Raw genomic sequence first — 11,451 nt, 5'->3', positions numbered from 1 at the left:
AAATTAAGTCTGTGGGGGGTGGGGGGGGTTCCCAGAAGTCCTCGAAATCTTCTTCTATCAGTGCCGGAGAGGTGGCAGTTTCGTCGCTTTTGGCAATCGTCATTTTTTCGGCCTCTCTAGGTGGGAGTATCCATGTTTTTGACTCTTGATCGATTCTATGATAACTTCATTACCAACTTGATCATCTTTGCTCAAAAATATTGATGAATAAGCAAAAATTTTTTAACTCGCCGCAGTCTTATTAGCAGCGTTTGCGCCGAAGTGCCGGGGCTTGAGATAATCAGATAGCTATTATCTCAAAAACTATCACCATGACGATCGATCCGCAACAACTCATCGAACTAGCTCTCAAATCGGGAGCGGTGGCAGCCGAAGTTTATCAATCTTCCTCCCTTTCCCATCCCGTTTTTTTTGAGGCTAATCGTCTCAAACAGCTAGAAAGTTCCGAATCCGTGGGAACTGCCTTAAGATTATGGCGCGAGGGTTGTCCGGGGTTAGCGGTGGGTTATGGTGATGTGGAACCTGAAATTTTAGTAGAAACGGCGTTAAATTTATCCTATCTCAATGCCCCGGAAGAAATCGAATTTTCGGCACCACGACAGGCAATCTATGACCCGATTGGGCAAGATGTGGCGGTAGAATCTTTAATCGAGATGGGTAATCAAATGATTGGCCATATTCGCCAAGTTTATCCTGAGGTTATTTGTAGTGGTGAATGGGAATGTGAACGGGAAATCACCCGTTTGGTTAATTCCCAGGGTTTATATTGTCAATATACCGATACAGCTTTGAGTTATTATCTGGGGATTGAATGGGTACGGGGGGAGGATTTTCTAGCGGTTTATGATGGGGAATATACTCGCAGTACACCTCATCCCGAAACGGTAATTAAACAGTTATTGCAGCGACTACAATGGGCAGCCAATAATGTGGATAGTCCCACGGGAAAATTACCAATTTTATTGACCACTAATGCAGTTACCCTGTTATGGGGTACGGTGGCGATGGCTTTAAATGGTAAACAGATATTAGAAAAGTCTTCGCCCTGGAGTGATAAAATCGGTCAATTGGTGATGTCAGAAAAGTTGACTTTATCCCAACAACCCCAGCGAGAACCCTATAGTTGTCCCTTTGATGATGAGGGAACTCCTACCAAATTTTTATCTTTAATTGAGGGAGGTAGAGTTAAGGAATTCTATAGCGATCTTACCACGGCCAGATTATTAAAAACTCCTCCGACGGGAAACGGTTTTCGTCCTGGTTTAGGCGTTTATCCTCTGCCAGATTTAGTTAATCTAATCGTTGCACCTGGAGAGGGAACTTTAGAGGATTTAATCTCGCAAATAGATGAGGGCCTAGTTATCGACCAAATTTTAGGTCATGGGGCCGATATTTCGGGCGATTTTTCCGTCAATATCGATCTGGGTTATCGCATAGAAAAGGGCAAAATTACCGGACGAGTTAAAGATACAATGGTGACGGGAAATGTTTATACAGCTTTGCAGAATTTAATCGCTTTAGGGTCCGATAATCAATGGAATGGTTCCTGTTATACTCCCTCGCTAATTGTTGATAGTTTATCGGTGGTGGGGTAAAAATGTGGCGTTGTCAAATTGAAAGATGCTCCTAATCAGCACCGGAACTGAAATCACTAGGTGTAGGGCTAATTCATGAATTAGCCCTACAATAGGCGTTGTCAAATTGAAAGATGCTCCTAATCAGCACCGGAACTGAAATTAACTCAGCCTACTTTTTGGGGTTAATTTTTTGGGGCTTTATTTGACCTGAAAAGAGGGGGGTCGCAGGCTGGCACGGATTCCCATTCTATAAGAAATTATCTGTCAAGTCGCGGGGTTTTGTCAAGCTTTTTGGGAAAAAAAAATTAACCGACACTCAAGGGGAGAAAATTGTCGGCAGAGATATTATTTAATCTCCCCTTTGAGTCGGTATTTTTCAGCTTGGCATTAACGCTTTAGTTGCCGAGGCACCAAGGCGATTTAATTGGCGATTAATTTGCCATACGACGAGGGTTAAACCCAACCACTGACTGAAGATTGCCAAAGCGAAAGAGGGAAATGTAGCGTATTTAGTAGCGGCAATGGGAAGAAAAGTAAAAAACCATAACAGAGGAGATTGACTGGGATTAACTCCCAAGACAGCGAAACAGAGGAAGGGGAAAATAATCAAAATGCCGATGCTAGTAGCTGCCAGCAAAGCGCGTTTATTTGTGCTGGCTAACATCAATAATTGGGCGATAGCGGCATAGACTAAAATCATGTTCATTGCCAAGAGAAACCCGGCTGCAGTGGCTAGTTTATATTGATGGAGAGGGGCGATAAAAATAGCGGGAAGGATGAATACAATGGCAATGGCGACGTTAACAGCCATGGCTAGGGTAGAAGGGCTTTTTTCGCCAAAGATTACAGCTTTCCCCAGACTAATGCCCGTTTTTCCTTGCAGATGACGATAGCGAGTCCAATCTTGGAGAGTTTGACGGGGGGGAGTGAGGGCAAAAAGGATTAACAAGCCAAAAATCGCCACAAAAACGCTAAGAATCGCAAAATTATCGAAAATATAGCTCGGTTGCAGAGTTTGGAAGACAAAACCTAGGCTAATAGTGCTAAAACAACCCATCATCCAGTAACTTTGGGGTTTACTAACAAGAGTAGCGAGGGGATTATGGAAGCGACGCTGGATAATTCTAGTTAACCCGTAGGTGCAGAGGGCAAAATTGAGCAAAATTAAACTAATACCCGTTGTAACCGATTGCCAGAGAGATTGACCGTACCAACGAAGGTCGAAGATTTGTGAAATTCCTAGATAGCGTACCGCATCAGGGGGGAGAAAGGTAGATTTAACTAGATAGGGAAGGACAAAACTAGGATTAAAGAGAATTAACCAATCAAAGGGGGTACGGGAACCACCATAGCCCGATAAAGTAACAATAGTGCTATAAAACACAAAGAATAAGACTGTAGCACTGCCTAACCAGGGTTGAAATCCTCCTAACCATGGCGTGGCTAAAGCGAAACTCAGGGCGGCATGATAGAAAAAGGCACAACTAGCGATCAGAACCCCGTAGAAGGCTAAAATTAACGACAAGGGAATACCTGCTAATAAACCCGCCCCCAAGTGAAAGGGTAAAGCGAGAAGACAGACGAGATAGAGGAGAATGGGAACCCCGAAAATTTTGCCGATAAAAATCGTTCTGGCGGGTTGGGGACTCAGACGGATAAAATTAAGTGTACCCCGGCGCTCTTCCCCAGAAAGATCGGCGATTAATTGATAGGTTCCCACCACTAAAAGAGCGAAAATGCCGGTAATACTCAGAAAAGTGAAGATATCTAACCACCATAACCGGGAGATAATCATCCATTGACCATTTAAGTCTTGGATACAGTATTTAATCCCACTATAGGGATAATAGTCGTTGTTATTGGGGGGATTAGCGGTACAGTAACGACTAAATCCCGCCCCTACCGGCAGGCGACTTTGATAGTACAAGTAAACTAATAATTGACCAACAAGGGAGATAACCGAGGCGATCGAGATATTTTTCGGGGTTAATCTTCCTTGCCATTCTCGCATAATTTGCGGGTTGGTTTCCGTAAGGCGATCGATTATTGTCGCTATCATATTTTTGTCCTCTCTACAGCCGTTATCAGGAGCTAATCCTAGATTAACCCGGCAACTTGTCGATCGGTTCGGGGAGGAAGAAATCCATCGAGATGCAGCTAAAATACCGGGGAAGGGAATCAAAAAAATTTTACTTGCGGGTCGAAGAAAAGGGAAAAGTGCCAGACCAGTGAGCTTCTGTTTTACACTAGAATTTGGCCGCCTGAATCTAGATCTATGCCCACTCTGACCCTCAATTTTCCCCTAACTGCCGTTGTCGGCCAAGAAGCGATTAAATTAGCCCTACTCTTAGCCGCCGTGGATCCCGCCCTGGGGGGTGTGGTAATTGCCGGTCGTCGGGGAACCGCCAAATCAGTCATGGCGCGAGCGATACATTCCTTACTGCCACCGATCGAAATTATCGAGGGTAATGTCTTTAATTGTGATCCCAACCATCCCGACGAATGGGACGATCGCACTAAAGAAGAATATAGCAGTGGAGAGGTCCCCGGGGAAGTTATCCGGGCCCCTTTCGTGCAGATTCCCCTAGGAGTCACGGAGGATCGTTTATTGGGTTCCGTCGATGTGGAAGAATCGGTGAAACAGGGGGAACCAGTCTTTCAACCCGGTTTATTAGCCAGCGCCCATCGGGGAATTCTCTACATCGATGAAATTAATCTACTTGATGACCAAATTGCTAACCAATTACTAACGGTTTTCAGCGAAGGACGTAACCAAATCGAACGGGAAGGCATCAGTTTTCAACATCCCTGTAAACCGCTCCTGATCGCTACTTATAACCCGGAAGAGGGGGATTTACGACCCCATTTATTAGATAGAATTGCCATTGCCCTTTCCGCCGATGGTGTCCTTAGTTTAGACCAACGAGTAACCGCCGTCAATCAGGCGATCGAGTATGCTGTTTCTCCCACCGCTTTTATCGCCCAATATGCCCAAGAAATCGATGATCTAAAAACCGAAATTATTCTGGCGAGGGAATGGTTAAAAGAGGTAAAAATTAAACCCGAACAAATTAGTTATCTAGTGGAGGAAGCGGTGCGCGGTAGGGTAGAAGGTCATCGCGCCGAGATTTTTGCCGTGAGAGTAGCCAAGGCCGCCGCCGCTTTAGAAGGTCGGGATTTAGTCAGTGCCGATGACTTAAAAAGAGCCGTCGAATTAGTCATTGTACCTCGATCGCTGATTACGCCACCACCTCCGGAACAGGAACAACAGCCACCGCCACCACCGCCACCACCGGAACCGCCCCAAGACGAAAACCAGCAGGAACAGGAAGAAAAAGAGGAGGAGAAAGAAGAAGAAAAAGAACCGGAACAGCCGGATAATCTGCCGGAAGAATTTGTTTTCGACCCGGAAGGGGTTTTACTGGATCCCAGTGTGTTGTATTTTGCCCAGATGGCCCAGCGTCAGGGGAAATCGGGGGCGCGTAACCTGATTTTCTCGGAAGATAGAGGACGTTATATTAAGCCGATGTTACCCCGGGGCAAGGTGAAAAGAGTCGCCGTCGATGCCACTCTCCGGGCGGCCGCCCCCTATCAAAAAGCCCGTCGCTTAAGGAATCCCGAACGTCGTGTGATTATAGAAGAAGGGGATCTGCGCTCAAAACGGTTGGCCCGTAAGGCCGGTTCTTTAATTGTCTTTGTCGTTGATGCCTCCGGTTCCATGGCCCTGAATCGGATGCAGTCGGCCAAAGGTGCGGTCATGCGTCTGTTAACGGAAGCTTACGAAAATCGCGACCAGATTGCCCTGATTCCTTTCCGGGGTGAGCGAGCGGATGTACTATTGCCACCGACCAAATCGATTACCCTAGCGAAAAAACGTCTAGAAACCCTGCCCTGTGGCGGCGGTTCCCCCTTAGCCCACGGTTTAACCCAAGCGGTTCATGTGGGGATGAATGCTCGTTTATCGGGGGATATCGGTCAAGTGGTGATTGTGGCGATTACCGACGGGAGAAGTAATATTCCTTTGGCGAAATCTTTAGGCGAACCGATTCCGGAGGGGGAAAAACCCGATATTAAGGCAGAACTGCTCGATATTGCCGCTAAAATTCGCTCTTTAGGCATTAAACTGCTGGTCATCGATACGGAGAAAAAATTCGTCTCCACTGGTTTTGCCAAAGAATTAGCCCTAAAAGCCGGGGGTAAATATTATCATCTACCCCGGGCCACGGAGCAAGCGATCGCATCTATGGCGCGAGGGGCAATTGCGGGACTGTAGCTGGGGTTTGCGGCAAAAAGTTTTTCGGTGGTGGCAGGGTGTGGGGTGTGGGGTGTGGGGTGTGGGGTGTAGGGTGTAGGGAAAGAAACCTCTTTCATCTGTGGGGGTGAAAATTTTTTCATCGGGACTGCCTCCTGCCTTCGTTATTGACTCGAATTTTGCTGATTTTCTGTTTTTTTCGGTCTGGTGTGAGAGAATCTAGAAAAACTTAACAATAATCAGCAATAAGCGAGAGATATACTACAAACAAACATTAGTAAGTTTTAATTAAGAGAACTATGAGCTTTCGATTTGGCAAAATCTTGATAGCAGGGGTATTGGCGGTACTTTTGCTAGTAACTTCCTGTGCTAAAGCTCCCTCACAATTTGACCAAGCGCAACAAGAAAGTACCGCTCGCGGGGCGGCGGCAGTGGTGAAAGAATCCACCTCTGGCGGCAGTTTTAATCGGTTTTTCCCGCCTTCTGGGGGAGGATACGAGCGCGTCTATACCCAGGAGAAAAAAGGCTTTGCTGAGGCAAAACTGAAGCAAGATGGCAAAGTTCTGGCTATGTTAGCCATATCTGACATCAGCAATAATCCCGCCGCGGCCAATAAATTCCAAGACAGTCAAACCACAATTAAAGGTTTTCCCTCTGTGGAACAGGGTGCAACCGCCAGCGCCGTTTTAGTCAATAATCGCTATCAAGTCAAGGTTTTATCGCGGGAGCCAGATTTTTCTTCCAGCGATCGCCAAGCTTGGTTAGCTAAGTTCGATTTAGATGGTCTAGCAAAATTAAAGTAAGGAGACATCCGTGAGTAAGCCAATTTTTGAACTGGTGGACGAATTACCGACGAATAATCTCACCGTCAAAGTTCTCAAAACCCTTGATTATGTAGTGCCGGGACAGTGGGATAACCTAGTCGGGTTTAAAAATACGATTATCAAAGTCACCGGCGAAACCGACGAAAGCATGATCCAACAGATTGGCGATCGAGCCGTTTGGTTGTTTAATGATAAATCCCAGGGCTATCAACGGGCGCTCTGGCTCTACCAAACCATCGACAGCGCCGATAATGCCCTAGCCGCCGCCTCTCTTGCTAATGCCGTCGGTGGTAAAATTCCCCTCATGGGCGGTTTAATCGAAAAATTAACCCCTGCCCCCGAAAAAGCGCAAACCATCGATCTAACCTTGAAATTAGTGACCGAATTAGTCGCTTTTTGTCAAATTAATGGCATTCCGGGGGATAGTATCGATGATTTCGTCGCTTCTCTGGGAGATTATAGCGGCGAATCCCTGATGCGGATGGCGGCGTTAGTTTGTTTGGATGGTTTAATTCCCCTGGGGGGCAGTTTTATCCGGAAAGTGGAATCGGGCCTGAGCATTCTCACCCCGGAAGAATTAGAATCTAACTCCACTTTCGGCAGTATTAAAGAATTGATTCCGGGGGGAAATACTGCCAGAAAATTAGACTTTATCGGTCAAAGTTTCGACTCCACTAAAGGTTGGATGAGTGGTTTTGTCAGCGAGCGCAGTTTGAGCCAGCAGGGATTATTGAGCAAAATTCAGGGATTTATCGACTTTTCTGCCGACAAATTGGTATATGTTGGGGCATTCCTCGATATGACCACCAATTACTATGAACATACCGGTATTCAAACCCTGGCTCGTCGTTTAATCGAAAGAGCCGTGGCGGAAATTTAAGTGGCACCGGGGGCAGGGATGGACAGACCGATACCAAATCGGTTTTTAATACCATGATTAAGTCCCCATTCAACTTTAAAAACCCAGTTATGGATTGTTTCCCCCTGCTCCGGCACTCACCCACTTTCCTATACCTTTTCCACGGGATTTAGTATAATATCTCCTCCTTAGCCCCTCAAGGTCATGAATCAGGCACAACTTATCCATGCCGCTAAACTCCAGGATCCAGCCGCTATTATTGCTCTACTTAACCAAAGTCTCTTAACCAGAAAAATAGAGGTTGTTGAAGCCACCCCGCAAGAAAATGCCCTGACTCTAAAAGTTCAATCCAAAAATATACCCAATCAACACAAGTTATTACCTTTTTTGTCGGCAGAAATCAAAAGCTTGGGCATCGATGGATTAGAACAAGTGATCGTTTACGGTATGACCGAGGAATCCGATATCCCCGCTTGGGAAGAATCGATAACCCTGAGTCAAGATGATTTAATCGTCAATCGTGTCACCAAATTAAACTCTTTGCCGATAATAACCGCAGAAATCGCCGAAAATGACCGAGAAGATGCCCCAGAAGCTTTGGAAGACTCTGAAACAACCGAAGAAAAAGCCCTAGAGAAACCGGAGGAGTTCACTGAAGCTGCTGAGAATATTGTGGCGACTGGTGAGCGATTTTCCCTATCTCATCGGAGACACTCCTCTTTTCCCCTCAGTATAATTTTGCCTTACCTAGCGATCGGTTTTGGCACTGGAATTATTATAGGTGCTTACTTTGGCTATCAAAAAGCAGTGAGTGAAATGTACGCACAACCCGGAGCGCTCGAACAAACCCGATAAATTTTCCTGTCCCCAACCTGATATGATCGAAATTGGCGATCTTACGATTAAGACCAATGCAAAATTTTCCTATCTCTAAACCCCAATAATTTAGGGCTTTTTTTCTTGGGAATTTGTCGGTAAGGACAGCAGCAACAGTTTATTTTTTATCTTTAGCCACACATATCTAACCGCTCATGTCTATGGAAGAAGCCTTGAAACTCCTAAAAGAATATGGATGTATTCAACTAAAAATTGCCCAATCCCCCGAAGAAGAAGAAGCTCTAAGACAGGCAATTTTATTAGTTAACCAAGGTTCGGAGTCAATTAATTTAGGTATCTGTGCCGATAACAATGAAGAGGGATTTAAAGCCCTGAAAAGTTATCTACAAGCCCTGGGATACCCCTTACCTAATAGTCTCCCAGAAGACCACCCAGAACAGGGAGCGGTGTATATTAAATACAATACCCAAAGACAAGCTTCCTATCTCGATTCCTATACGGGAACCTATCGCGGTGTCCTGGTTTCTTGTCAGTCAGAAAATGATCAATTAGTCGGTACTTATGGTCACTTTCCCCTCGATTTATTCTCTTAAGAGGCATAGTTTTTGGGTTATTTAAGCGATTAACCATCAGCCGGACAGTGATTACTGTTTACAAATAAGAGGCAAAAAGCTCCCCACTCCTGTCCACTGAATTCTCTTTCCTGACTCTTGTTAACTTTTTACCTGAAAAAAAATATGTATTTGTTAATTCCAGCAGCGGGAATGGGTAAACGGATGGGCAGCGATCGCAATAAGTTACTGCTCACCCTGCACGGAAAACCTCTCCTGGCTTGGACTTTGCTGGCTGCCATGCAATCCAGGACAATTATCTGGATTGGCATCATGGCACAACCGGAAGACTTTGAGGATATCCGAGAAATTATCACCGCCATAAATGCCCTTAAACCCGTGCAAATCATCCAAGGAGGCGAAACCAGACAAAAATCGGTTTACAATGGCTTACAAGCCCTACCAGAGGGGGCTGAGACGGTTTTAATTCACGATGGGGCGCGCTGTTTAGCCACTCCCGAATTATTCGATCGCTGTGCCGCCGCTTTAGCCACTTGTCAGGGTTTCATTGCGGCGATTCCGGTGAAAGATACGATTAAAATTGTCGATAGCAAGGGCTGGATTGAGGATACACCGGATCGCTCGCAGTTGTGGGCGGCCCAAACGCCCCAGGGTTTTCAGGTAAAATTATTAAAAGAATGTCATGAACAGGGCCGAAAATTAGATTGGGAAGTCACCGACGATGCCGCCTTATTAGAAAAATGTGGTTTTCCCGTCAAAATTGTCGTCGGTGAAGAAACTAACTTAAAAATTACGACTCCGGGGGATCTGGCAATTGCCGAATATATTTTAAGTCAACGTTTATAATTTTTCATCTACTTTAACGCCGTCCCGTTTAACAATACGAGCGGGAATACCCACAACCACACAATTAGGTGGAACATCTTTGACTACCACTGAATTTGCGCCCACGGTGACATTATCGCCGATGGTAATGTTTCCTAAGACTTTAGCACCGGCGGTAATCCTGACATTATTGCCAATTTTGGGGCGACCGCTTTTATCTTTATACCCAATTGTTACCTGTTGATTAATCCAACAGTTATCGCCCAAATCCGCCATAACAATAGTACTAAAACCGTGTTGAATAAATAATCCTTTGCCAATCGAACAGGAAGAATCTAGAAATAAATAGGAACTTTCTCGATAGAAAAACCTAAGAATATACATAAAAAAACGGCTGAATGAACCACCTTGAAAAAGACGACAATAATATAAATTTCTAAATTCTTTTGCCTCCAGACACAGAGCTAACAATTGTAACGAATCTGCTCTTTTTTCCCAACCTAATAACTCTACCCAACGCCGCACATCACCTAAGATAAGTTCTCGATTATTAGCTACCTGAAAAGCAATGATTAAAGGTGAGAACAAAACAATACCCGCATAGAAAAATAATTTTCGGAAGAAACTTTTCATCGTTGGTCTAAAATAAGTGACAATAGACTTGCTTTTTGTTGCTCTTGATTATAGTAGTATTGTAGCGAATAGTTCAACCGTCCCCCGTTTATTGGACTCCAACGATGTCAACTACCTTGCAGTTCTTGCCCGAAGTATCCGTGATCGTGCCAATTTATAACGGAGAGAAAGATCTACCCCCTCTCATTGATTGTTTAGCCAAACAGACCTATCCCCGTCAATTAGTTGAATATATTTTAGTTGATAATAATAGTAGCGATCGCACAGCAGAATTATTAGGAAAGGCAGCAGAAGAACAGCGGGGACTGAACCTGATCATTTTAAGCGAAAATCAGATACAAAGCTCCTACGCTGCTCGTAACAAGGGGATCAAAAGCGCTCGTTATCCTTTTTTGGTCTTTACCGATGCCGATTGTCGTCCCGCACCGCAATGGTTGACAGAATTGATCCAACCCTTTAGTGATCCTAACATCGGTCTGGTAGCGGGTGAAATTGCTGCCTTAACTGGTTCAACTTGGTTGGAAAAGTATGCAGAACGTCGTCACTTTATGTCACCAAAATTTCTTTTAGAACATTCTTTTTGTCCCTACGGTCAAACTGCTAACCTCGCTATTCTTCGAGAAGCTTTTCAAAAAGTTGGTTTATTTCGTCCTTATTTAACTACTGGTGGTGATGCCGATATCTGTTGGCGTATTCAACAACAAACCGACTGGCAATTAACCTACGCACCAGAGGCAATTATTTACCATCGTCATCGTTCCACCTTAGAAGACTTAAGAAGTCAATTAAAACGTTACGGGCGATCAAATCGCTATCTTCACGAATTGTATGGTGTCGAATTGATGCGACCTTTAACCAATCAAGAGTTATTTTTTACTCTCGGTCGTTGGTTATTAAAAGAGCTACCAGAAAATACTCTCAAGTTACTGTTTGGTAAAGCAGATTTAGTAGATTTATTGGCTACTCCCCTCGATTTAATTGGGTTTCAGTCCCGCAGCCAAGGACAAGCCACGGCTAAACTACCCGAAAAAGCTAAAGAAATCGAATGGCTTTAATTCAGTTATCAGTTATC

Annotated in this window: 11 protein-coding genes and 1 pseudogene; 8 read left to right on the top strand and 4 right to left on the bottom strand. The window is 44.8% G+C overall.

The features are described from left to right. A pseudogene (locus tag O9300_RS19735) lies at positions 1-103 on the bottom strand (Uma2 family endonuclease); the annotation flags it as partial. 208 nt (positions 104-311) lie between these two features. On the opposite strand from O9300_RS19735, the gene O9300_RS18980 reads away from it, so the two are divergent. Continuing rightward, on the top strand, positions 312-1,595 hold the full coding sequence (locus tag O9300_RS18980; RefSeq protein WP_287731941.1) for a TldD/PmbA family protein: 1,284 nt from the start codon (positions 312-314) through the stop codon (positions 1,593-1,595). Between the two features lie 358 nt (positions 1,596-1,953). Here O9300_RS18980 and O9300_RS18975 read toward each other — a convergent pair whose 3' ends face one another. Continuing rightward, positions 1,954-3,636, bottom strand: a complete 1,683-nt coding sequence (locus O9300_RS18975) for a hypothetical protein (RefSeq protein WP_287973380.1) — start codon at positions 3,634-3,636, stop codon at positions 1,954-1,956. 216 nt (positions 3,637-3,852) lie between these two features. Here O9300_RS18975 and bchD point away from each other — a divergent pair, with 216 nt between their 5' ends. Beyond that, a complete protein-coding gene (gene bchD / locus O9300_RS18970; protein WP_287973378.1) occupies positions 3,853-5,850 on the top strand; it encodes a magnesium chelatase ATPase subunit D in 1,998 nt (665 codons plus the stop codon). On the opposite strand, the gene O9300_RS18965 is transcribed toward bchD, so the two are convergent. Beyond that, positions 5,784-5,972: a hypothetical protein gene (locus O9300_RS18965; RefSeq protein WP_287973375.1), complete on the bottom strand. Its 189-nt coding sequence runs from the start codon at positions 5,970-5,972 to the stop codon at positions 5,784-5,786. The two genes, bchD and O9300_RS18965, sit on opposite strands and share 67 nt — an antisense overlap. A 156-nt stretch (positions 5,973-6,128) precedes the next feature. Between O9300_RS18965 and O9300_RS18960 the strand changes: the two genes are divergently transcribed. The 5 genes from O9300_RS18960 to ispD all read left to right on the top strand — a co-directional run bounded on the left by O9300_RS18960 (position 6,129) and on the right by ispD (position 9,767). Beyond that, positions 6,129-6,632, top strand: coding sequence for a hypothetical protein (locus O9300_RS18960; RefSeq protein ID WP_287973374.1), 504 nt, complete (start codon positions 6,129-6,131; stop codon positions 6,630-6,632). Between the two features lie 10 nt (positions 6,633-6,642). Beyond that, positions 6,643-7,533 (top strand): hypothetical protein, encoded by an 891-nt coding sequence (locus O9300_RS18955; protein WP_149985413.1) that lies wholly within the window; start codon positions 6,643-6,645, stop codon positions 7,531-7,533. A 183-nt stretch (positions 7,534-7,716) separates the two neighbouring features. Then, a complete protein-coding gene (locus O9300_RS18950; protein WP_287731950.1) occupies positions 7,717-8,367 on the top strand; it encodes a hypothetical protein in 651 nt (216 codons plus the stop codon). 176 nt (positions 8,368-8,543) lie between these two features. Then, complete coding sequence (locus O9300_RS18945; protein WP_052278126.1) at positions 8,544-8,942, top strand: DUF1824 family protein; 399 nt, start codon at positions 8,544-8,546, stop codon at positions 8,940-8,942. 144 nt (positions 8,943-9,086) lie between these two features. Next, positions 9,087-9,767 carry a 2-C-methyl-D-erythritol 4-phosphate cytidylyltransferase gene (ispD, locus tag O9300_RS18940; protein ID WP_287973372.1) on the top strand — a complete coding sequence of 227 codons (681 nt, stop codon included), beginning with the start codon at positions 9,087-9,089 and terminating at the stop codon, positions 9,765-9,767. On the opposite strand, the gene O9300_RS18935 is transcribed toward ispD, so the two are convergent. After that, complete coding sequence (locus O9300_RS18935; protein ID WP_287973370.1) at positions 9,762-10,379, bottom strand: serine O-acetyltransferase; 618 nt, start codon at positions 10,377-10,379, stop codon at positions 9,762-9,764. The two genes, ispD and O9300_RS18935, sit on opposite strands and share 6 nt — an antisense overlap. Positions 10,380-10,483: 104 nt before the next feature. Here O9300_RS18935 and O9300_RS18930 point away from each other — a divergent pair, with 104 nt between their 5' ends. Continuing rightward, complete coding sequence (locus O9300_RS18930; protein WP_190722899.1) at positions 10,484-11,434, top strand: glycosyltransferase family 2 protein; 951 nt, start codon at positions 10,484-10,486, stop codon at positions 11,432-11,434. The last annotated feature ends 17 nt before the right edge of the window (positions 11,435-11,451 follow it).

This window comes from Microcystis sp. LE19-195.1E (genome assembly GCF_027532095.1).
GTDB lineage: Bacteria > Cyanobacteriota > Cyanobacteriia > Cyanobacteriales > Microcystaceae > Microcystis > Microcystis aeruginosa.
The sequence above is the reverse complement of the archived record's forward strand: the minus strand, read 5'-3'. Positions and strand labels throughout refer to the sequence as shown.

Coding starts and splice junctions, on each gene's coding strand:
- O9300_RS18980 (WP_287731941.1), top strand. CDS start 312: ATGACGATCGATCCGCAACAACTCATCGAACTAGCTCTCAAATCGGGA.
- O9300_RS18975 (WP_287973380.1), bottom strand. CDS start 3,636: ATGATAGCGACAATAATCGATCGCCTTACGGAAACCAACCCGCAAATT.
- bchD (WP_287973378.1), top strand. CDS start 3,853: ATGCCCACTCTGACCCTCAATTTTCCCCTAACTGCCGTTGTCGGCCAA.
- O9300_RS18965 (WP_287973375.1), bottom strand. CDS start 5,972: ATGAAAAAATTTTCACCCCCACAGATGAAAGAGGTTTCTTTCCCTACA.
- O9300_RS18960 (WP_287973374.1), top strand. CDS start 6,129: ATGAGCTTTCGATTTGGCAAAATCTTGATAGCAGGGGTATTGGCGGTA.
- O9300_RS18950 (WP_287731950.1), top strand. CDS start 7,717: ATGAATCAGGCACAACTTATCCATGCCGCTAAACTCCAGGATCCAGCC.
- O9300_RS18945 (WP_052278126.1), top strand. CDS start 8,544: ATGTCTATGGAAGAAGCCTTGAAACTCCTAAAAGAATATGGATGTATT.
- ispD (WP_287973372.1), top strand. CDS start 9,087: ATGTATTTGTTAATTCCAGCAGCGGGAATGGGTAAACGGATGGGCAGC.
- O9300_RS18935 (WP_287973370.1), bottom strand. CDS start 10,379: ATGAAAAGTTTCTTCCGAAAATTATTTTTCTATGCGGGTATTGTTTTG.
- O9300_RS18930 (WP_190722899.1), top strand. CDS start 10,484: ATGTCAACTACCTTGCAGTTCTTGCCCGAAGTATCCGTGATCGTGCCA.